At 71.5% G+C, this 20,885-nt stretch carries 21 protein-coding genes; 6 read left to right on the top strand and 15 right to left on the bottom strand.

All coding sequences use genetic code 11. The features are described 5' to 3' along the window. Positions 1 to 609 precede the first annotated feature (609 nt). The 3 genes from ACZ7EC_RS23570 to ACZ7EC_RS23560 form a co-directional block, all read right to left on the bottom strand. Positions 610 to 1,818: a phospholipase D-like domain-containing protein gene (locus ACZ7EC_RS23570; protein ID WP_471065394.1), complete on the bottom strand. Its 1,209-nt coding sequence runs from the start codon at positions 1,816 to 1,818 to the stop codon at positions 610 to 612. Between the two features lie 190 nt (positions 1,819 to 2,008). Continuing rightward, on the bottom strand, positions 2,009 to 3,193 hold the full coding sequence (locus tag ACZ7EC_RS23565; RefSeq protein WP_471065761.1) for a PP2C family protein-serine/threonine phosphatase: 1,185 nt from the start codon (positions 3,191 to 3,193) through the stop codon (positions 2,009 to 2,011). Between the two features lie 300 nt (positions 3,194 to 3,493). Continuing rightward, positions 3,494 to 4,198 carry a GntR family transcriptional regulator gene (locus ACZ7EC_RS23560; protein ID WP_471065392.1) on the bottom strand — a complete coding sequence of 235 codons (705 nt, stop codon included), beginning with the start codon at positions 4,196 to 4,198 and terminating at the stop codon, positions 3,494 to 3,496. 219 nt (positions 4,199 to 4,417) lie between these two features. Between ACZ7EC_RS23560 and ACZ7EC_RS23555 the strand changes: the two genes are divergently transcribed. Beyond that, positions 4,418 to 5,344 (top strand): dihydrodipicolinate synthase family protein, encoded by a 927-nt coding sequence (locus tag ACZ7EC_RS23555; RefSeq protein ID WP_471065390.1) that lies wholly within the window; start codon positions 4,418 to 4,420, stop codon positions 5,342 to 5,344. Positions 5,345 to 5,374: 30 nt separating this feature from the next. Beyond that, positions 5,375 to 6,376, top strand: coding sequence for a proline racemase family protein (locus ACZ7EC_RS23550; RefSeq protein WP_471065388.1), 1,002 nt, complete (start codon positions 5,375 to 5,377; stop codon positions 6,374 to 6,376). Positions 6,377 to 6,487: 111 nt separating this feature from the next. Here ACZ7EC_RS23550 and ACZ7EC_RS23545 read toward each other — a convergent pair whose 3' ends face one another. From ACZ7EC_RS23545 to ACZ7EC_RS23530, 4 genes are read right to left on the bottom strand one after another with little or no spacing between them, the layout of a single operon-like run. Further along, positions 6,488 to 7,957, bottom strand: a complete 1,470-nt coding sequence (locus ACZ7EC_RS23545) for an FAD-dependent oxidoreductase (RefSeq protein ID WP_471065386.1) — start codon at positions 7,955 to 7,957, stop codon at positions 6,488 to 6,490. Beyond that, entirely contained in the window at positions 7,954 to 8,298 is a 345-nt protein-coding gene (locus ACZ7EC_RS23540; RefSeq protein WP_471065384.1) for a (2Fe-2S)-binding protein, read from the bottom strand. Before ACZ7EC_RS23540 ends, ACZ7EC_RS23545 begins: the two co-directional genes overlap by 4 nt. Continuing rightward, positions 8,295 to 9,494, bottom strand: coding sequence for an NAD(P)/FAD-dependent oxidoreductase (locus tag ACZ7EC_RS23535; protein WP_471065382.1), 1,200 nt, complete (start codon positions 9,492 to 9,494; stop codon positions 8,295 to 8,297). Before ACZ7EC_RS23535 ends, ACZ7EC_RS23540 begins: the two co-directional genes overlap by 4 nt. A gap of 38 nt (positions 9,495 to 9,532) precedes the next feature. Continuing rightward, positions 9,533 to 10,150, bottom strand: coding sequence for a helix-turn-helix domain-containing protein (locus ACZ7EC_RS23530; RefSeq protein WP_471065381.1), 618 nt, complete (start codon positions 10,148 to 10,150; stop codon positions 9,533 to 9,535). 213 nt (positions 10,151 to 10,363) lie between these two features. Here ACZ7EC_RS23530 and ACZ7EC_RS23525 point away from each other — a divergent pair, with 213 nt between their 5' ends. Then, on the top strand, positions 10,364 to 11,323 hold the full coding sequence (locus tag ACZ7EC_RS23525; RefSeq protein ID WP_471065379.1) for a LysR family transcriptional regulator: 960 nt from the start codon (positions 10,364 to 10,366) through the stop codon (positions 11,321 to 11,323). Between the two features lie 100 nt (positions 11,324 to 11,423). Here the strand turns inward: ACZ7EC_RS23525 and ACZ7EC_RS23520 are convergent, their stop codons facing one another. Then, positions 11,424 to 13,715, bottom strand: a complete 2,292-nt coding sequence (locus tag ACZ7EC_RS23520; protein WP_471065378.1) for a M9 family metallopeptidase — start codon at positions 13,713 to 13,715, stop codon at positions 11,424 to 11,426. 435 nt (positions 13,716 to 14,150) lie between these two features. On the opposite strand from ACZ7EC_RS23520, the gene ACZ7EC_RS23515 reads away from it, so the two are divergent. Together ACZ7EC_RS23515 and ACZ7EC_RS23510 are read left to right on the top strand one after the other, a co-directional pair. After that, positions 14,151 to 14,522: an ATP-binding protein gene (locus ACZ7EC_RS23515; RefSeq protein ID WP_471065376.1), complete on the top strand. Its 372-nt coding sequence runs from the start codon at positions 14,151 to 14,153 to the stop codon at positions 14,520 to 14,522. A gap of 216 nt (positions 14,523 to 14,738) precedes the next feature. Next, entirely contained in the window at positions 14,739 to 15,647 is a 909-nt protein-coding gene (locus ACZ7EC_RS23510) for a TolB-like translocation protein (RefSeq protein WP_471065374.1), read from the top strand. 45 nt (positions 15,648 to 15,692) lie between these two features. Here the strand turns inward: ACZ7EC_RS23510 and ACZ7EC_RS23505 are convergent, their stop codons facing one another. From ACZ7EC_RS23505 to ACZ7EC_RS23485, 5 genes are all read right to left on the bottom strand, one after another. Then, positions 15,693 to 16,256 carry a hypothetical protein gene (locus ACZ7EC_RS23505; protein ID WP_471065373.1) on the bottom strand — a complete coding sequence of 188 codons (564 nt, stop codon included), beginning with the start codon at positions 16,254 to 16,256 and terminating at the stop codon, positions 15,693 to 15,695. 92 nt (positions 16,257 to 16,348) lie between these two features. Next, the gene (locus ACZ7EC_RS23500) at positions 16,349 to 16,783 is read right to left on the bottom strand and encodes a DUF6010 family protein (RefSeq protein ID WP_471065371.1); all 435 of its coding nucleotides are present in this window, start codon (positions 16,781 to 16,783) and stop codon (positions 16,349 to 16,351) included. Next, positions 16,780 to 17,076: a DUF3817 domain-containing protein gene (locus tag ACZ7EC_RS23495; protein WP_471065370.1), complete on the bottom strand. Its 297-nt coding sequence runs from the start codon at positions 17,074 to 17,076 to the stop codon at positions 16,780 to 16,782. The genes ACZ7EC_RS23500 and ACZ7EC_RS23495 overlap by 4 nt, the downstream gene beginning before the upstream one ends. 2 nt (positions 17,077 to 17,078) lie before the next feature. Further along, the gene (locus ACZ7EC_RS23490; RefSeq protein WP_471065369.1) at positions 17,079 to 17,555 is read right to left on the bottom strand and encodes a DUF2269 family protein; all 477 of its coding nucleotides are present in this window, start codon (positions 17,553 to 17,555) and stop codon (positions 17,079 to 17,081) included. Continuing rightward, positions 17,552 to 17,716, bottom strand: a complete 165-nt coding sequence (locus ACZ7EC_RS23485; protein WP_471065368.1) for a hypothetical protein — start codon at positions 17,714 to 17,716, stop codon at positions 17,552 to 17,554. Before ACZ7EC_RS23485 ends, ACZ7EC_RS23490 begins: the two co-directional genes overlap by 4 nt. A 358-nt stretch (positions 17,717 to 18,074) precedes the next feature. On the opposite strand from ACZ7EC_RS23485, the gene ACZ7EC_RS23480 reads away from it, so the two are divergent. Then, the gene (locus ACZ7EC_RS23480; protein ID WP_471065366.1) at positions 18,075 to 19,013 is read left to right on the top strand and encodes a GlxA family transcriptional regulator; all 939 of its coding nucleotides are present in this window, start codon (positions 18,075 to 18,077) and stop codon (positions 19,011 to 19,013) included. A gap of 83 nt (positions 19,014 to 19,096) precedes the next feature. Here the strand turns inward: ACZ7EC_RS23480 and ACZ7EC_RS23475 are convergent, their stop codons facing one another. Further along, entirely contained in the window at positions 19,097 to 20,209 is a 1,113-nt protein-coding gene (locus ACZ7EC_RS23475; RefSeq protein ID WP_471065365.1) for a sensor histidine kinase, read from the bottom strand. After that, on the bottom strand, positions 20,206 to 20,874 hold the full coding sequence (locus ACZ7EC_RS23470; protein ID WP_471065363.1) for a response regulator: 669 nt from the start codon (positions 20,872 to 20,874) through the stop codon (positions 20,206 to 20,208). The genes ACZ7EC_RS23475 and ACZ7EC_RS23470 overlap by 4 nt, the downstream gene beginning before the upstream one ends. Positions 20,875 to 20,885: the final 11 nt, after the last annotated feature.

The raw sequence follows: 20,885 nt of genomic DNA, 5'->3' as shown, positions 1-20,885 counted from the left end.
TCACCCCGCTGCCGGTCACCATGCGCAGGTAGATGTTCGGGAAGGCCGCCGACTCGAAGGAGAACGAGCCGTCGGGCTGCTGGCGAAGGTTGTACTTCTCCCAGGGACCGGCCCCGAACTGGCAGTTGACCGTTCCCCCACCAGCCATGGTGGAGGGGACCCCGTTGCCGTCCATGCGCAGGAACACGTTCGGGAAGGCCGCCGACTCGAAGGCGTACGTTCCGTCGGCCTGCGGCCGGGCCACGAACGACGTCCAAGGCCCGGAGCCGTACTGGCAGTTGACCAGCCCCTGCCCGTTGTCGGTGGACGTGGTCACCCCGGATCCGTCCATACGCAGGTACACATTCGGATAGTGCGTCGACTGAATCCTGATCGGCGCGTCTCCGAGCTTGGCGAGGTCAGCTGCTGACAGCGACATGATGGCCCTTCCTCTTCGTCTGGACGCGTGACGGACGAGCCGGGTCAGTTCAGCAGCTTGAGGTATCGGACGGCAGGGGACTTTCCGGCCGAATGCACAAAGATCGCCGCGGCGCTTCGGGCCGGCGGCGGCCGGTCGTGTCGATCCACGGGCAGGCGCGTGTCTCGGCTGCGCAGAGGACCCTGGCCGGCTCACAGAAAGCGTCGGACCGGGGTGATCGCGGCTTCCTTGACGCGTTGCAGCGCTGCCCTGCGTCTCCATCGATGGAGATCGATCTCCGTGCTGCGCTCCAGGTCCGCCTCGTAGTCACGGTCGAGCGACGCGGTGAACTCCTCGTCCAGGACGGCGAGCATGACCTCTTCGTCGTGGTCCATGGAGCGGCGGTTGAAGTTGGTGGAGCCGATGAGGCAGGCGACCGAGTCCACGGTGATGATCTTGGCGTGCATCATGGTCGGTTGGTACTGGCGGATGTGCACACCGGCCCGCAGCAGGCGCGTGTAATGGTGCTGGCCGGCGAGCTGACAGGCACGCTGGTCGGTGTGCGGGCCGGGCAGCAGGATCTCGACCCGCACACCCCGGCGGGCGGTCTCGCACAGCAGATCGATGAAGTAGGTGTCGGGCGCGAAGTAGGCGGTGGCCAGCCGGAAGCGTTCCTCGGCGGACGTGAGCATGACGCGGATGAGGGTCTGCATGTCCTGCCAGCCGATGCTCGCGGAGCCCCGGACGACCTGCACCACCGCCGAGCCGGCCTGCGGGTGCTCCGTGAAGCGGTCACGGTCGTCGAAGAGTTCGTCGTGGCACTCCGCCCAGTTCTGCGCGAACGCCGCCGCGATGCCGTCGACGGCCGGACCGCGCACCTGGACATGGGTGTCGCGCCACTCGTCGGCGTTGCGGGCGTTGCCGCACCACTCCTGCGCGATGCCGACGCCACCGGTGAAGGCGGTCTGCTCGTCGATGACGAGGGCCTTTCGGTGACAGCGGTGGTTCTGCTTGAACGGTGACAGCAACACGGGCTTGCGAAACCACGCCACCTGTACGCCCGCGGCGCTCATGAGGTCCAGCAGCCTCCGCTCGATCCTCTTCGCGCCGAACCCGTCGAGCAGCAGCCGCACCCGCACTCCAGCGCGGGCCCGGTCCGCCAGAGCGGCGGCGAAGTCGTGCGCGATCTGCCCCCGCCAGTACACGAAGGTCATCATGTCGATGGTGTGCCGAGCCTCGCGGATCGCACCGAGCATGGCGGGGAAGATCTCATCACCGTTGCGCAGCGGCACGAGGTCGTTGCCTTCGGTGGCGGCTACGCCGATCAGTCGCTCAAGGCGGCGGCGCAGGCGCTGCTTTCGCGCCGCCGCGTCACCTCTGGTCGCGCGGACGGCAGGTGCCGGTACACCGTCGAGTATCACGTCGCATTCCCCCAGCGGGACGGAGAGCCGATGCCACGGGCCCTCTGACGAGCCCGACCGAGCGGATGCCCGGTCGGCATCGGGTTACTCCAGCCGATCGCCGGGAGCGGGCCGGGCAGCGGGACCGCCGGCGGCTCACCTGCCGCCGTGCGCGACCCACAGCCCCGAGCGGTCGGCGCCTACCCGGTCGTCAGGTGTTGGCGCCACCGTGGGTGCGGCGCTGCCCCGAACAGCTGCCGTGCCAGTCCAGCACCAGGGCGGTGGCATCGTCCGGGAGATGGTCGCCGCAGGCTTCCTGCACCGCCGTGGTGAGGGTGCGGACCACCTCGCGGGGGTGTGCGTCGCGGGTGTCGAGGACGAGGGAGGGCAGGTCGACCTCGGCGGCGCCACGCTCCTGCATGCCGTCGGTGAGCAGTACCAGCCGGTCTCCCCTGTCCAGGTGGAGCCGCTGTACCTCGTAGGTCACCGGCGCGAGCGCCCCGAACGGGAGGTTCGCCTTGAGGACCAGTTCTTCCACGCGGTCTCCGCGCAGCAACAGCGGCCGGGGGTGGCCGGCGTTGACCAGGTCGCAGGCGCCCGTCTCCAGCTGGATGCGCAGCAACTGGCCGGTGGTCATGCCGCGCGCGTTCTCGGTGATCGCCTGGTGGGCGGCGTACGCCTGGTCGAGCAGGCCGCGGCCGGCACGGCGGGCCCCGCGCAGGGCGTTGACGGTGAGCGTGGCCAGCAGCGCCGAGGCGGTGTCGTGTCCCATCGCGTCCGTGACCGACACATGCAGGACGTTCTGGTCGAGGGCGTAGTCGTAGCTGTCACCGCCGACGTCGTCGGCGGGCGCCAGGCCGCACGCCAGCGTGAACTGGGCCGCCTCGCAACAGGGTGCCGTCGGCAGCAACTGGTGCTGGATCTCCGCCGCGAGACTCATGGTGGTGGTGCGTCTGCCGCAGTGGTAGAGGTCGGTGAAACGGCGGTCGGTCACCACGATGTACGCCAGCGCGTGCGCTGCCTGCACCACCGCGTCGAGGACCGAGTCGTCCGCGTACGGCACCACCAGATCCAGCACCCCGATGCAGTCACCGCGGTTCGTCACCGGCGTCACCAAGCGCCGGCCGCCCTCCCCGTCGTCCTCCTGGTGCAGACGCTGCGTACGGAGCACCCGTTCGTAGACGCTGCCGGCCAGCTCGACCGTCTCCACCTGTGCGCACGCCTCCCCCACCCGGCCGGCCCTGGGCAGCCGAACGGCTTCCTGTCCGAGGATGTCGACGAACAGGAACGAAACCTCTGTCGCCGAGAGCCGCTTCTCCAGATTCCGGGCCACCACGTCCACCGACTCCACCGGGGCGGCGTCCTCAGCCGCTTTCAACACGTCGTCCAAGCCCAAGCCTTCTTCACCGGCCACAGCCACCTCCCTGGTCTGTTCCACTCCAGGTTCCCCCGCACCACGTCCCGGATTCGCCGGACTCTCGTGACGTCCGACCAGGGCCGGGAGGGCGAGGGGAGCGTCACCCGTGTGTCGCCGGGGCCTGGCCATGGTCGGCTACCCGTCCGCGGGGTGTCGAAAAGCGCGCGCCCCGCGGTGTCGGCAAGGCTCGGGCCCGCCGGAGGATGGAAGTGCGGCTCACACCCCGGTCGGTGCCGTCGCGTCGCCAGGGCCCTGAGCGCCGCGCCCCGGCGCGGAGCGTCAGCTCGCGCCGCGGTCGAGCCCGGCGGTCGGCGCCTCCTGGGCGGAAGCAGCCCACAGGGACCGGACTTTGCCAAGGTGTCGCCGCATGCATGCCTCTGCGCCCGAGGTGTCGCCGGCGAGCATCAGATCGAGCAGTTCGAGGTGCTCCTCGGCCGATTCGACCAGGCGGCCGCCGGCATCCAGAGCGGTCAGCCCGTACAGCCGCGAGCGCTTGCGGAGGTCGCTCACCACCTGGACCAGGTGCGTGTTGCCGGCGAGGGCGAGCAGGCCGAGGTGGAAGCGGCGGTCGGCCTCCAGGTAGGCGATCAGGTCGTGTCGCCGGGCGCCCTGGACGATCTCCTCGGCGAGCGGGCGCAGCGCCTCCAACTGCTCGGCGCCGGCGAGGTCCGTGACGCGTCCGATCGTGGGGACCTCGATCATCTCCCGGATCTCGGTGTACTCGTCGAGCTCGCGCTCGCTCACCTCGGTGACCCGGAAGCCCTTGTTGCGCACCGCCTCGACCAGGCCCTCCCTGGTCAGGTCGAGCATGGCCTCGCGCACCGGGGTGGCCGAGACGCCGAGTTCGGCGGCCAGGGTGGGCGCGGAGTAGACGACGCCGGGCCGCAGCTCGCCCGCGATGAGCGCGGCACGCAGCGCGTTGGCCACCTGGTCGCGCAGGTTCTCCCGGACGGGGATGACGCTGCGGGACGACAAATGGCCCATGACCGATCCTCCAGACGTACGCGGACGTCACTATACAATGTCACGTTGTTCCCAAGGCGTCTGCTCGCCCTGTCCGTCGCCCGCCTTCTGCCGGCCGACGACCACCTTGCTGTTCGCACGCCGGGCCCGGAGAGGCATCCCCCAACTGACGGTCGCGGCAGCCTTGTGGGCGCCGCGCACCGCTCAGTAAAATGTCACACACTACAGAAGGGTGCCCTCATGACCGCCACCACTGCGCCCAACCCCGACACCGCTTGGAACGCCGAGCGCCCATGGCGCGGCATCATGGTCGCCACCGCACTGCCGCTGCGCGACGACCTCGCCATCGACTACGACGCCTACGCCGAACACGTCCGCTGGCTCCTCGACAACGGCTGCGACGGGGTCGTGCCCAACGGCTCCCTCGGCGAGTACCAGACCCTCACCGGCGACGAGCGCGCCCGTGTGGTCCGCACCGCCGTCGAAGCCGCTGGGGACGGCGCGCGCGTGATGCCGGGCGTCGCCGCCTACGGCAGCACGGAGTCACGCCGCTTGGCCGAGGAGGCCGCCGAACAAGGCTGCGGGAGCGTCCTGTTGCTCCCGCCGAACGCCTACCGCGCCGACGAGCGGGCGGTGCGCGCCCACTACGCGGACGTCGCGCGGGCCGGGCTGCCCATCGTGGGGTACAACAACCCCATCGACACCAAGGTCGATCTCACCCCCGCGCTTCTCGCCCGACTCCACGGCGAAGGCAGCATCGTGGCGGTGAAGGAATTCAGCGGCGATGTGCGCAGGGCCTATGAGATCGCCGAAGTCGCGCCGGAACTCGACGTGCTGGTCGGCGCGGACGACGTCCTGGTCGAACTCGTCCTGGCGGGCGCGGTCGGCTGGATCGCCGGTTACCCGAACGCCTTCCCCGCCGCCTGCGCCGAGTTGTACCACGCCGCCGTCGCCCGCCCCGACACCGCGCTCCCGCTGTACAAGTCCCTGCACCCGCTGCTGCGCTGGGACTCCAAGACCGAGTTCGTGCAGGCCATCAAGGTGTCCATGGACGTCGTCGGGCGCCGCGGCGGCCCCACTCGCCCACCGCGTATGCCGCTGCCCGCCGCCGCGGAGGACTCGGTCCGCACGGCGACCGAGAAGGCCGTCGCCCGCGGCCTCCGCTGACCGGAACGGCTTCAAAGGAAGGGACGTCCATTGCGTACCCGTCACGTCTTCCACGCCGTCGACTCGCACACCGAGGGCATGCCCACCCGCGTGATCACCGGTGGTGTCGGGGTGATCCCCGGAGCCACCATGGCGGAGCGCAGGCTGCACTTCATCGAGCACATGGACCACCTGCGCACGCTCCTGATGTACGAGCCCCGCGGTCACGCCTCCATGAGCGGTGCGATCCTCCAGCCACCGACGCGCCCCGACGCGGACTACGGAGTGCTGTACATCGAGGTCTCCGGGGTGCTGCCGATGTGCGGACACGGCACCATCGGAGTGGCCACCGTCCTCGTGGAGACCGGTATGGTCCCCGTCTCCGCCACCACGACCGTCCGCCTCGACACCCCGGCCGGCCTCGTCACCGTGGACGTCCACGTCGAGGACGGCGCGGCGAGGTCGGCCACGCTCACCAACGTCCCCGCCTACTGTGCCGGCCTCGACCGCAAGGCGGACGTACCGGGGTACGGGACGGTGACGTACGACCTCGCCTTCGGCGGGAACTTCTACGCCTTCGTCGAACTGGACGCACTGGGGCTGCCGTTCGACCGCTCGCGGAAGGACGACCTGCTCGCGGCCGGGCTGGCCATCATGGACGCGATCAACGCGTCACCGGACCGTCCCGTCCACCCGGAGCAGCCCGAGATCGCCGGGGTCAAGCACGTCTACCTCGCCGCCCCCGGCTCCGACGCCCACCGCTCCCGGCACGCCATGGCCATCGAACCGGGCTGGTTCGACCGCTCGCCGTGCGGCACCGGTACGTCGGCACGCATGGCCCAGCTGCACGCCCGCGGGGCACTGCCGCTGCACCGCGACTTCGTCAACGAGTCCTTCATCGGTACCGAGTTCACCGGCCGTCTCGTCGCGGAGACCGAGGTCGGCGGAATGCCCGCCGTGGTTCCCCGCATCACCGGGCGCGCCTGGATCACGGGCACCGCCCAGTACTTCCTCGACCCGGACGACCCCTTCCCCGGCGGCTTCCTCCTGTGACCACGGCCCGGCCCCCGACCTCTCGGGGGCCCGGCCGCCTCTTCCGACGTCCACGTCTCTCGCCGGGAAGGACCCGGCGGGCGGCCGGTGCCGACGCGCGGAACTCCTGAGTCAGGCCGTTTCGTTCGGGGTCTGGTCCGGGCCACCGGCCAGTTCGCCGAGCCGGATGGGCTGGGCGATCGGCCGGTGGTGCGGGCGAGCCGTCGGCAGTCCCTCGACCGGCCGGTCGAGGGACTCGCCGCGCAGCCGTGCGCTGAGTTCGGCGACCGTGGGGCCGCACATGCGGGCCTGGCACGGGCCGAGACCGGCGCGTGTCTCCAGTTTGGCGACTCTCGCGGCAGAACTGGCCACATGGGTGACGGCCCGGCAGAGCGACGCGTAGTCGGTCTCCTCGCAGCGGCAGACGACCGTCTCCGGCCGCAGCCACTGCGGCCACGCCGCGCCGATGGGGTGCGCTCGGGCCAGCCGCTCGGCGAAGGCCCTGCCCTGGTCCCGGCTTCGGCGCAGGCGGCGCAGGGCGGGAGCCGCCGGATCGCCGCCCCCGGCCACCCACCCGGCGAGCGCACCCTCCGCCCGTGCGGCCGGGGCGCCCGCGATGCCGGTGATCTCCCCGCAGGCGTACACCCCCGGACAGCTGGTGCACTGGTCGTCGTCGACGTCCACGAACTCGCCGGCCGGCGAGCCCCGCAGCGCGCAGCCGGCCGCCACCGGAAGCTCCAACTGCGGACTGAAACCGTGGGTGACGCACACCGCGTCGACCGCGATGGTGCGTTCACTGCCCGGCAGCACCGACCAGTCGCCGCGCAGCCGCGCGGTGACGACCTCCTCCACCCGGCCGTCGCCCCGCGCCTCGATCACGGCACGGCCCGTCCGGCAGGGCACCCGATGCCGTACCAGTGCCGCCGAGTACTCCACCAGCTCGGCGGCTTTCCCGGCCTGCGCGGCCAGCTCCCAGGGGCGCCGCGACCAGCCTCGCGCCAGGGTGGCCGGCGCGTTCGCCTCGAACACCGCCAGCACGCGGGAACCGGCTTCCAGCAGCGACGCGGCGACCGGGAGCAGGAACGGTCCGGTGCCGGCGACCACCACCCGGTCCCCCACCACCACTCGTTCGCCCTTGGCCAGCGCCTGTGCCGCGCCGCCGGTGAACACGCCGGGCAGGTCCCAGCCGGGGAACGGGAGCACCCGGTCGTGGGCGCCCACGGCGAGCACCAGTGCGTCGGGGTCGAGCCTGAGGCGACGCCGGTCAGCGCCATCGGCCGGGCCGCGGAGGACGTGGACCCCTGGTGGTCCGGGCTCGTGCGGGGCCGGGCGCTCCAGCGCCCACACCGTGGTCTCCGGCCACCAGGTGCAGCGCGGGTGCGCCAGCACCCTCCGGCGGCGCCGGTCGAAGGCTCGCCAGCCATGCTGGAGCCGCTCCGGGCGGGCGGCGGCGTAGGCGGCCGGCAGCATGCGGTGGTATTGGCCGCCGGGCTGTTCCGCCGCGTCGATCAGTGTCACCCGTGCGCCGGCGATCAGGGCGGCCTCCGCCGCGGCGAGGCCGGCGGGGCCCGCGCCGACGACGGTCACGTGCGGGGGCGTCATCTCTCCTCCGCCGCGGACTCTCGCCCGGTTCCCGGCGTGCCGGGCTTGCGGGACTGAAGGGTCACCACGTCGCCGTCGCGTGCCCGGCGGCGACAGGCGCGCACGTCGCGCTCGGCGCCCACGGTCACCAGGCAGTCGAAGCAGACGCCGATTCCGCAGAACACTCCCCGGACGGCGCCGGAGACGCCGCGGCGCCAGCCGAGACGGCCGGCCGCGAGCATCACCCCGGCGATGCTCTGCCCGGCGATGCCCGCGACGGCCTCGCCGTCGACGGTGATCAGCAGCGGCCGCTCCCGCCGCCCGACCGCGTCGGCCTCGGCGCGGACACGTCTCGGGCTCATGCCGTCTCCTCACTCGCGGGATGCGCTGTCGCACCCAGTACGGCCGGGCGGTCCACCCGGAACGCGGTCACGTCGATCTCCGTCGGCAGATCCAGCATCAGATTCCGTATCAGCCGGGCAGTGCCCACCGACAGGCCGATTCCAGCGCCCTCGTGGCCCCCGGCGTGCCAAAGCCCGGTCAGGCGCGGGTCGGCGCCGATGATCGGCAGGTGGTCGGGTACATAGGGCCGGAACCCCCCGTACGCGCGCATCACCGGGACGCCGGCCAGACCGGGGAACAGCCGCAACGCCTTGGCGGCGATGGCGGTCAGGATGTCGGGGCGTAGCCTGTCGTCGAAGCCGACCCGCCGGCGTGAGGACCCGATGAGGACGCTGCCGCCACGGGTGGACTCGACCACCGCCGACGTCTGCAGTTCCCCGGCACTGCTGCCGACCGCGCCCACGTAGTCGGCGTCGTAGACCTTGTGGAAGACCGTCGGCGGCAGCGGTGTCGTCACCAGCACATCGCCGCGGCGGGGACGGACGTCCACGGGAGCACCGAGGCGGGCGGCCAGCTCGCCGGCCCACGGTCCGGCGGCGTCGACGAACATGTCCGCCTCGACGAGGCCGGCCGAAGTACGCACGCCGGTGAGCCGCCCCGCGTGCGTGACGGCACCGACCACCTCGCATCCCGTCCGCAGTTCCGCGCCGCTCCGCAACGCGTCCGCGAGCAGGGCCGCGGCGGCCGCGGCGGGCTGGACCTGGGCATCGTCGGGGTAATGCAGTGCCGCGGTGTGGTCGCGGGTGATCGACGGCTCGGCCGCGGCGAGCGCGTCGGCGTCGAGCACCTCCGCGCGCACCCCCGCGGCGCGCTGGGCGTCGGCGAACCGGGACAGCTCGACGGCCCCGGCATCCGTGGTCGCGACGACGACGCCTCCCTTGGGCTCCCACTCCACCGCGCGTGCCGCGTGGGCGGACCGCTCGGCGATGGCGGCGAGCACCTGCGGCCACAGCCTCCGGGACAGCCGGGCGAGTTCCAGCTCCGGGCCGGGCCCCTTGTCGGAGACCAGCACGTTGCCCTCGCCGTGCGCGGTGGTGGCCTGGCCGGGGTCGCCGCGATCGACGACGGTCACCTGGATGCCGGCCAGGGCCAGCTCGCGGGCGCAGGCGGCGCCCACGATCCCGGCGCCCAGCACCGCTACCCGCGTTCCGTTCACGGAACCCCCAGTGTTCGCTATATCGAACGCTCGGGAGGCTATGAGGTCTTGCCCCGCGTGTCAACGGTCACATCGGGCCGGACTTCCTGTCGGCGCGGCCCCGCGCTCGTCCCCGTCACCGGCCCCGGACAGGGGGCGTCGAGCGCGGGGGCGGACAGGTGCAGCCGCTGATCGGGCCGGTATTGCAGCAGCAGCACCGAGCGCACCTCGCCGCCGAGCGCCGTGTAGCTGTGGGGCAGCGCCGCGTCGAATCCCACGTAGTCGCCCGGACCCAGCTCCACCTCGCGTCCGTCCACCCGCACGCCGAGCCTGCCGGCCTGCACGATGGTGTGCTCGGTCCCGACGTGCCCGAGGGAATCCTGCCGGCCACCGCCCCGTACCCGCTGGTCGTAGACCTCGAAGACGGCGTCACCCGATTCGATCCGGCGCAGTGAGCGCAGATCGACCGCCTCGCCCCGCAACACCTCCACCTCCTCGGCACGCGCGAGGACCAGTCCGTCGGAGGGCCGGGCGTCCAGCAGGTCGGAGATCGGCACCTCCAGCACGCGCGACAGGCTGAACACCGTCTCGATGGTGGGGTTGCCCGTGCCGGACTCCAACTGCGACAGCGTCGCCTTGCCGATCTTCGAACGCCGGGACAGCTCTGAGATCGACAATCCTCGCCGGGTCCTCGCACGCCTCAGGTTGGCGGCCAGCATGCCCCGGATCGAGCCCTCGGAGGCACTCACACTCTTCCCTCTTCTCCCCCACCTCCGTTCGCTATACCGTACGGAGCGGCGACTGGTCGTTCGCTGTCCCGAACAGCTTCGGACATCGCGCCGCGGCACGGCAAGAAACCCGGCCGTGGCCGAGATCTGGAACGGGTGCTGATGGAACTCGAACTCCGACACCTGCGGATTCTGTGCACGATCGCCGACACGCTGAGCCTGGGCCGGACGGCCACGGTCCTCGGGTGCTCGCAGCCGGCGGTCAGCAGCCAGCTGAGGCGCATCGAGCGGCTGTTGGGTGCCGACCTGTTCGTCCGGGGCAGTGCCGGGGTGACGCCGACACGCTTCGGGGTGGAAGTCGTGGTGCGGGCGCGCGAGGTGGTGGCGCTGGCCGACGCGATCGGGCGGCCGCCCAGCGTGGAACGGCCCGGCACTGATCGGGTGCTGCGGCTGGCCGCGACGAACACCCCCATTCTGCCGGGCCTTCTGCAACGGGCGCGCGCCGTCCTGCCGTCGCTGACCACGCAGGTGAGCAGCGTCTACTCCTCGGCCGGGATCGTGGCTCTCCTGGAGGAGGGCCGGCTGGACGTCGGCGTCGCGGTCGACTATCCGGGAAGCGAGTTGCGGCACTCGGAGGCCGTGGTGCGTCGTGGCATCGTCACCGAGCCGAGCTTCGTCGCCCTGCCCGCCGGCCATCCGGCGAGCGCGCGGTGGGACGTGTCGCTGCGCGAACTGGCCGGCGACGCCTGGTTCCTGACGCCGGACGACGGTGCGGGCTGGCCCGGCGTCTGCTACGACGCGTTCCGGGCCGCCGGCTTCATGCCCGCCAGGGTGCACGAATTCCTCGGGGACCGCGATCAGTTGCAGCGGATGATCGCGGACGGGCTGGGGGTCTCCGTCGTGCAGGCGACGTGCAAGCCGAATCCGGGTGTGGTCGTCAAGCCGTTGGCCGGTACGCCCCTGTGGTGCCGCTACGTGCTGGTGTGGCATCGCGAACGCGTGTCCGACGTGACGGCCGAGACCCTTTTCGGTGCCGCCCTGGCCGCCTACGAGGAACTCATCGGCCGGGCACCGCACTTCCAGGCGTGGGCCGCCCGTCACTACCGCACGTCGCGTACGTAGGCCGCAGGGGGCGAACGGCGGGCGCGCTGCCGGGGCCGCGGCGGTCGACCGGAGTCGGCCGGGCCGCGGCCCCGGATCAGTCGGTGCCGGTGACCGGAACTCAAGAGGAGGTGGTGACGGTGACCCCCTTGAAGTCGGTCGCCGCGTACAGGCTGATGTACCGGTAGCCCGCCTCGCTGTTGCTGACGGTGATGCTCTCGGTGTTGCCGGAGTTGGTGGACCTCTCGGTGTAGGCGGTCGGACCGGCCCAGGTCGCCGGGTCGTAGTAGAGGTCGGCATTGCCGCTGCCGCCGCTGGTGGTGACCTTCAGGGTCGTGGTGCCGGCCGGCAGGTAGATCCAGAAGTAGTCGGTGTCGCCCGCCACCCCGGACTGGCCGGAGCGGTAGCAGTTCCGGCCCATGGCCTGGGTGTTGGAATCGGTGCACGGCACGGACGAGCCGCCGCTGCCACCGGCCAGGGTGTCGAGCCAGGCGTCGAAGTCGGCGTCGTAACCGGTGCCGATGCTGTTGTAGACGGCGTAGGCGCCCTGGTAGTCCCCGGTCCGCATCTTGGCCAGCATGGCTTGGATCCGGTCGGGGTGCTTCTCGGTCATGTACCGGACGGCCAGGTAGCCCCACGGGTAGGTTCGGGTCTCGTCGTCGATGGCGTAGGTGTTCTGGAACAACTGGCTGAGCTTGTAGGTGTGCTTCGCGGCCTCGGTGATCGCGCCGTCGTCGGTGATGCCGCGGTACGTGTAGGAGACGTACTCCGCCTGCCCTTCTATCCACCACACGTCCGGCACGGTGACCTGGGTGCCGAAGTCGCCCTTCATGTCGTAGACGGACTGCAGGATGTGGGCGAACTCGTGGTTGAGGTTCCAGGCGTTGGCCGGGAAGCCATTGTCGGTCGGCCACTGGTAGAGGATGGAGTAGGCGATGTTGTGGGGGTCGGCGGGCGTGCCGGTCAGCGTCTCGCCGCCGTTGTCGGTGTCGTTGCCGAAGATCGCCCACGAGTAGGTCGCGTAGTCGGTCTTGCTCCCGAAGATGACCATCTTCAGGTCGAAGTACTCACCGGGTATCGGCGTACTGGTCTTGACCTGGTCCTGGTAGAAGCCGACCTCGTTGGTCAGGCTCGTGCAGACGGCGGTCTGTTCCGTCGCGGTGAGCGCCTGCGCCATGACGGTGAAGTCGGCACAGGGGTAGTCGATCGGCAGCGCGGCCGCGGTGAGCTGCTTCGCCAGATCGCAGACCCCGTAGTAGGAGCACTGGTCCGGATCGCCGATGCTGGCGCGGTAGGCGACGTGCACCCACAGGTTGTCCGTGGCACCGGTGATGGACGAGCCGTCCAGCAGGCCCTTGATGAGCGGGCGGATCTTGCCCTGCAGGGCCGGGATCTGGATGAAGTTGGCCAGGTCGTTCCCCGCGTTGGAGTCGAGGACGTCGTTGCCGCCGCCGAGCAGGTCGCGATGGTCGAGGGTGAAGTGGTAGAGGGTGTCGGCGATGCCGGGGTCGGCGGTGATCGCGGCGACGAAGTCCGGGAGCCACGGGCCGCGCCACAGCGGGGTGTAGATCGCGTTCAGCGCCCGGTCCATCTCGGGGACGGCGTCCCAGGTGCCGCTGTCGTAGGCGTCGAGGTAGCGGGAGTAGACCTTCAGGTAGTCGGCCTGCACCTGCGCGCTGTCGGAGAGGATGAACGCCTGCTCCAGCACACCGCCGTTGCCCGCGCTGACGTCGTTCGCGTGGCCACTGGCGAACAGCGTGTCCAGGCCCTTCTCGATCGCGCCGCGCAGCGAGGAGTCGTAGGCGCCGACGTCCTGGGGGTCGCCGTACTGCACGTAGTAGCCGGCGCGCATGAAGTACATCAGTTCGTACAGGCCGCCGGAGTCGTCGCCGGTGTAGGAGCCGGCCGCGCTCGTGATGCCGTTTGCCACCGCGAGCATCTGCGACTCGTTGAACACCGCGTGCGCGTCCGAACCGGTCAGGCTGAACAGCGGGTTGAGGCAGGAGTTCCAGTCCACTGTCTTGATGTACGACACCAGGTCGCTGCCGGACCGGCCCGCGAAGTCCGCCGTGGTGCACGCGGCACCGGCCGCGTTGAGTGCCGCGTGCCCTGACAGGTGCGGCTTGGACGGCTTGGCCGACCCCAGGGCGGCCGGTTCCCCGCGGAGCTTCGGGGGCAGCGGCTTCGCCTGTGTGGTGGGGGCTTGGGACCGACCGGTCTCGGGTCCGGTCGGCGTGGCCTTTCCGTGCTGTCTGGCCGCCTGCACGACCGCGGAGGGTGCCGCGGCGGACGACGGGGCCGGCCCCGAGACACCGGGGGCCGCGGTGGCCTGGGCGCTCATCAGACCCGCGACGAGCCCTCCGGCCGCCAGCCCGGCGGCGAGGATTCTGGGCAGGAGTGGTCGAGACTGCATCGCGTCTCCAGTGGGGGGAGCGAAGGGGAGGCCGCCCGAGGAGGCGGGCAGCGGTATGTAACATTGCACTGACGTGAAGTCATGGGCAATACTCAAGGGCCCAGCACTGTCGGCGGCCGACCCATAACACCGGTGCGCGGAAGTGCCGGTGCACCAGGCCGCCCACGCCTGACCGGAGTGAGAGTCCGGCGACCAGGACGCCCGACGAGACGACCGGCCGGACGGTCCGACGGCAGCCTGCCGATGCCGCGGCGCAAGCCCCCTGCGTTCATGGCCGCCCGGATTTTCGCGCGGACCACCGCCCACGGGCCCCCGGCAACCGGAGCTGAATCGGCCGAACGCGGGCACCCGGAAGGCGTACGACCGGTCGCCGAAGGAGGAGAAGTGGAAGACGGGTCCTCGTTGAAGGCTGTGGGATGGGCACGGACGCTGCCCGTGAGCAGCGGGGTGAAGGCGGCCAGGGACTGGACACGGACGCATCTGGAGACACTCGGCTGGACCCGGACGGAGCCGGAGCTGGTGGACTCGGTCCTGCTGACCGTCTCCGAACTCGTCACCAACGCCCACGTGCACGCCCACAGCACGGCGCAGCTGATCCTCACCTGGGACGAAGGCTGCCTCCATGTGACCGTGCACGACGCCGATTCCAGACTCCCCGAGCAACGGCGTCCCGACACCGACGCTCCGGGAGGGCGCGGCCTGTTCCTGGTCGACGCCCTCGCGCACGAATGGGAGGTCCATCGCTGCCCCCGCGGCAAGGACATCGTCGCCTGCTTCCGGCCGCCGATCCATTCCGTCGAAGCGTGACCGCGGCCGCTCGTACCTGTCGGGCCGGGTGGTGGCGACGCCGAGCGCTCGCAGGGCTCGAGGGTGCGGGACATCACCGAACGCACGCACCGGGCCTTCGTGTTACCCGCCTGTGACACCGAACGGACGATTCGAGGACCGGTGCCTGCCAGGCTCGGGACCGGCGCCGGTGTACCGCGCCACTCGGCCTCTCCACGTTCTCGGGGGAATGCACTCATGACCACGCGTACGCGCACCGTCGCCGCCGCCATCGCCGTGGCCGCGACCGTCACCGGCACCGCGCTTCTCGGCGGCACCGGAGCCGCCTCGGCCGCCTCCGGTGCCGCGCACGGCACCCTGACCGTCAGCAACGGCACCAGGTATGTGCTGATCGGCGGTCGCAAGGTGGACTTCGGGGTACCGGTCCGTGACCTCGCGTGGTCGCCGAACGGCACCGAGGCCGCCTTCGTCGACGGCTCGGGCAACCTGGACATCGCCGGTCCCGACGGCAGCGGGCGCGTCGTGGTCGCCAGGAATCCCGGCAACCAGAACTGGTCCCACCCGACCTGGCAGGTGACCGCGAAGGACTCCCGGTACGACATCCCCGCCAAGGACAACCTCATCTTCGCGGCGCGCGCGGGCGGTGTGTCCCGGCTGAAGTACGTATCCGCCAAGGCCGTCCACGGCACACCCAAGACGCTGTCCCTCTTCGGCGACCCCGGCCCGGACGGGCAGCTGCCGCAGACCCACAACGTCTGGCCGAACGCCGCCGGCCACTACGGCACTTCGGTGTACGCCAACGACCACACCGGTTTTGTCTACATCCGTGACGACTATCTGCGCCAGCAGGGCACCAAGCTCGCCAAGGGCTCGGAGCCGGCGCTGTCCCCGAACGAGGAGGAGGTCGTCTTCGTGCGCTCGGTCGCCGGTCACGACCACGTCCTCGTCGAGGACCTGACGCACGGCGACCGCGTCAAGGACCTCACCCCGCATGCCACGACCGACTACACCGAGCCGGCCTGGTCCCCCGACGGCAAGAGCCTCGCGGCGCGCACCCCGTCGGGCACGGTGACCCTGCGGGCCGACGGCACGGGCCGCCCGGCCAGGGCCACTTCGACCACCGGCCTGGCGGCGTACCGGCCCTGACCGCGGCCGACGAGGCGGACGGGCAGGTCCGGGGCGCGCGGCGGGTCAGCGCGGGGTCCGGGCCAACTCGGCCCGCAGCTCGTCCAGATGCTCGTCGGCGCTGTCGTGCGGCAGGAACTCGACGATGTCGAGGAAGCGGAACAGCACCCGACTGGCGGTGACGGCGTACTCGTACTCCGCGAACCCGACCACCGCGCCCCGGCCGCCCCGGACGGCTCCCCGCACCACATGGGCGGTCATGTCGTCCGGCTCGGCCGCCGACATGCCGCGCCGGGCGTTGGGGCGGGCCAGGTACGGACAGACCATCGAGGCGTAGAGCATGCACGCGCGATGTCCCGGACCTTCGAGGGTCGGCGCGAGATTGCGGTACGGCCGCCCGGTGGCCAGTGCCTCGCCGATCGCCGCGCTCTCCGCGGCGCCCACCACCCGCCACACCGGGCCCCGCGGCATGGCCTGGTCGCACACCGAGCACCGGCGTTCGCGGGCGCAGGCGGCGCTGCGGTCGTAGTCGGTCAGTGCGAACCGGGGCTCGTCCGCCTCCCAGGGCGTGATCGCCGGCACGGGGTAGCCGCGGACGTCACGGGGCCGGGCCCCGACCGACGCCGGCATGGGGACACTCTCGAATCGCACAGGGGCATGCCTACCAGGTCGTCGGCGCAGGGCCAAGAGCCGCCGGGAGCCGCAGCATTCGCCCCGGTGGCTCAGGAGGAGGCGGAGGCGTGATCGTGATCCGCTCTCCGGGCGGCCCCCGACCAGCGGCGCAGGTGCTCGATCAGCGACGGTCCGCCGCGGAAGCACCACAGGGCGATGACGGGGTCGCAGATGGCGCAGCCCATGGACGAGGTGTGGGCGAAGGGCAGGATGGGACGGCCCTTGAGCAGGTGGACCACGTCCCAGGCGGTGTGCAGCAGCCAGCCGATGCCGATGAAGGTCCAGGATTCCAGGCCGCGGTAGGCGATGTAGGCCATGAGCGCGGTGAACGGCAGCTCCCACGGTCCGACCCCGCCCCCGCTCAGATAGGCGGCCCCGGCGCCGGCCAGCATGATCGCGTTGAAGCGACGCCGGTGCGGTTCCTTGATCAGGGACATCAGCAGGCAGTAGGCGATGCCGATGACGATCGGCGCCACGTAGATCATGAGGGAATGGCCTCCTTCGACTGGACCCGGCCCTGGTCGGCGCCGTCGACCCGCCGCAGCGCGAGCAGCCCGCCGGCTCCCGGTACGAGAGCCAGGAACCTGGCGGCGGTCGTCGCCCCTTCCAGCCGCCAGGTCGCGAGGACGACGAACAGGTAGGCGCAGCCGTGGGTGGGGCCCATCAGCGTGGAGATGGGTTTGAGATGGACGGTGAACAGGTTGGCCAGCAGGGCGGTCAGGGAGATCAGTTCGGTGTGGGCCGCGACGCGCAGGTGGCGTGGAGGGCGCAGGCGCATGGTCACACCCCCGTGGTGGAGCCGGGACGGGTGATCATCAGTACGGTGACCGTGGCCCACAGCACGTTGAAGATGCCGGTGAACATGGCGAGTCGGCCCGCTGCCCGGGGGGTTCGTGCCGGCCACGGCGCGGCGGGACCCGTCGTCTCGGCCAGGGCACGGTCCTGAGCGGGCAGGATGAGCAGGGCCAGGACACCGGCGGCCATGGCGGTCAGCAGGATCGAGGTGATCAGCCATGGGCTGCCGAGCACGCCGAGGCTGCCGGCCGTGGCGAAGCCGAAAAGCGGGACGGCGACGCCGATGCCCGCGTAGACCCGGCAGATGCGGTGCAGTGTCCGCAGGGTCGTCCGGGCGTCGCCGTCGCCGGAGTCGCCCACGGCGCGGCGCAGCGCCGCGGGGAACATGCTCGCGGCGACGGTGACCGGGCCGACGGCGACGACGGCGGCCAGGACGTGCAGACACAGCAGGAACTTGGTCACGCCTGGCGCTCCTGTCCTTCCCGGCGCTCGCCGGTGGCTTGCGCGAACGGAAGGTGGTCGGCCCCGGAGGGTCCGCCGTGGCGGGTACGCCGTTCGGCTACGGCCTCGTTCGTGCCGACGGGGAGGGAGACGGGCAGGCTGCGGGCGTCTTCGACGGACATGCCGATGTTCTTCCTGACTGGACGACGGGGAGGGCGAGCGGCCGGCCCTCGAGGGGCCGGGCGCTCAGGAGGTGGCGGGCATCGGGGCCGGTTTCCGCTGGTCGCCTCGTGAGCGCTTGCTGCCGGGACGGTCCGACGGTCACCGCACCCTCCGGCGTCGGCCTGTCGGCCTTCGGGGTCGGTTCCCATCGGATGCTCCGAAGTCAACCGGCTGCCACGGTGATCTCCCAGTGGCACTGGTGACATGTTTCAACGGGAAATTGCCAGCGGCTTCCCAGCGGTCCGGAACCGCGGTGACATGAGGCGATCCGGATACCGGCCCGGACTCGTCACACCGGGAGGAAGGTACGTTCTGGCCATGCACACCGTTGCCGTTCTCGCGCTGGACCAGGTGATCCCGTTCGACCTGTCCACCCCGATCGAGGTCTTCTCCCGGACCCGGCTGCCCGACGGGAGGCCCGGATACCAGGTCCGCGTGTGTGCCGAGAGCCCCGAGATCGACGCCGGAGCCTTCGCGGTACGCGCTCCTTGGGGTCTGGAGGGACTCCAGGAGGCGGAAACGATCTTCGTGCCCGGTGTCACCGATCCCACCGCTCCGCTCGCTCCCGCCGTGCGCGACGCGCTGCGCTCGGCCGCTGCCGCCGGTACGCGGATCGCCTCCATCTGCGCGGGCACCTTCCCGCTGGCTGCCACCGGGCTCCTGGACGGGCTGCGCGCCACGACCCACTGGTGTGCGGCCGAGTTGCTGGCGGCCATGTACCCGGACGTCGAGGTCGACCCGGACGTCCTCTACGTCGACAACGGCCAGTTCCTCACCTCGGCCGGCGCGGCCGCGGGCCTGGACCTGTGCCTGCACATGATTCGCCGTGACTACGGCTCGGCCGTAGCCGCCGACGCCGCCCGCCTGTCGGTGATGCCGCTCGAACGGGAAGGCGGGCAGGCGCAGTTCATCGCCTACGACCATGCGCCCGCGCCGCACGGCTCCGAACTGGAGGCACTGCTCGCCTGGCTGCGGGAGAACCTGGCCCGCGACCTGACCCTCGCCGACATCGCCGAACGGGCGGGGACCAGCACCCGAACCCTGATCCGGCACTTCAACGACCAGATCGGCACCACGCCGCTCCAGTGGCTCCACCGAGCCCGCATCCGCCAGGCGCAGCACCTCCTCGAAACCACGAGGCACTCCGTCGAACACATCGGCGGTCAGGTCGGCTTCGGCTCACCCACCGCCTTCCGCGACCGCTTCAAGCGCACCACCGGTGTCAGTCCGCAGACCTACCGACGCGCGTTCGGTTGAACCACCGGCCCGGCACCGCGGCTCGCTTCCAGGCGATCGGCCGGCCGGCGGCGTGCGGGGCGTGGTGGCCGCCGGCCGGGAGGTCAGCGGTTGCGCCCGATGGGCAGTTCCAGGCGGAGTTCGTAACCGCCCTCCGCGGTGGGCCCAAAGGTCACGCTGCCACCGAGGAGTTCGGCCCGCTGCGCCAGGCCGACCAGGCCGTGCCGGGCGCTCGGCAGCGCCAGCGCCCGCCGGAGCGGGGCGGTGTTGGTGACGGTGGTGCGGACCCGGTCGCCGCGGTGGACGATGCGGACGGTCGCCGTGGCACCGGGGGCGTGCTTGCGCGCGTTGGTCAGTGCCTCCTGCACGGTGCGGTAGACGGCGCGCTGCAGCGTGGGCGGAAGGTCCTCGGGCAGATCGGTCTCCAGTTTCGTCTCGATGCCGCTGGCGTCGATCAGCCGCTCCAGGTCGGCGAGGGAGGGCTGCGGTGTCAGTTCGCTCGGCTCGCTGCCGGAGTCGCGCAGGACGCCCACCATGTGCCGCAACTCGTCCAGGGTCTGCACACTCAGGCGGCGGATCGTGGCCGCCGCCCGCCTCGTCTCGGTGTCCCTGCTCCCCACCTGGAGCGCTCCGGCCTGTACGGCGATCAGGCTGACCTGGTGGGAGACCACGTCGTGCATCTCGCGGGCGAGCTGGGCGCGTTCCTCGGCGAGGACGCTCCGGGCGGTCAGCAGCCGTTCCTGCTCGCGCGCCGCGCAGATGTCGGCGAGGCGCAGGGAGAGTTCGCGTCGTGCCTGGACGAGTTGGCCCAGGAAGACCGGGGCGGCGGCGGTGGCCACCGTGTAGCTGAGGTGGAAGAGGTTGTTCGTCTGGGACAGCTCGGTGGCGTCGAGGGACGACCACGGCCAGGGCAGGTAGTCGATGACGGCATACGTGAGGGCACAGGCTGCCAGCAGGACGCGGTGGCGATTGAGCGAGGCGAGCGTGTACAGCGCGGCCATCGGCGCGAGGACCGCGTCCGTGACCAGGGCGGTGGGGAGCGTGAGGACGAAGGTCGCCAGGGGCAGCCGACGGCGCGCGCCGAGCGAGAGCGCGCCGAGGAGCGCGCAGGCGGCGGCCGGCCGGTCCGCGATGGCGACGTGGGCCGACGCGTCGACCAGCGCGAGCCCGACGAGGACCACGTCGAGCTGCCGGTCCGAAGGCCGTCGGAGGGTCAACGTACGCCCTCGTCCCCGTCCCGCGCGAGCAGACCTGCGCGCTCGGCGATCAGTACGGCCTGGACCCGGCTGCCGACCCGCAGTTTGCCGAGCAGGTTGGTGACGTGGCCCTTCACGGTTCCGGTGCTCAGGTGCAGCCGCTCGCCGATGTCGGTGTTGGCCAGTCCCTCGGCCATGAGGACGAGGACCGCCCGTTCACGCTCGGTGAGCCGGTCGGTGAGGCGCACCGCGGTGGGCTCGCGCACGCCGTGGTCGAGGTAGCCGTCCACCACCCTGCGCATGACCTTGGACGACAGCACGGTCCCGCCCTGCGCCAGCGTGCGCACCAGGTGGGGAAGCTCCTCGGGATCGGTGTCCTTGAGCAGGAAACCGGCCGCGCCCGAGCGCAGTGCCGTCGTCACGTAATCGTCCGCGTCGAACGTGGTGAGGACCGCCACCACCGGGGGCTCGGGCATGCGGCGCAGGTCGGCCAGCACCGACAGCCCGTCGACGTCCGGCATCCGGATGTCGAGCAGGACGACATCGGGTCGCAGTTCCCGCACCGCGTGCACGCCCCGGCCGCCGGGCACCGCGCCGACGACCTCGATGTCGTCCGCCGCGTTGAGGATGTGCGTGAAGCCCGAACGGATCAGGGCTTCGTCGTCGATCACCATTACCCGGACCACGTGCGCTCCGC

The organism is Streptomyces sp. NPDC037203 (genome assembly GCF_055605065.1).
The sequence above is the reverse complement of the archived record's forward strand: the minus strand, read 5'-3'. Positions and strand labels throughout refer to the sequence as shown.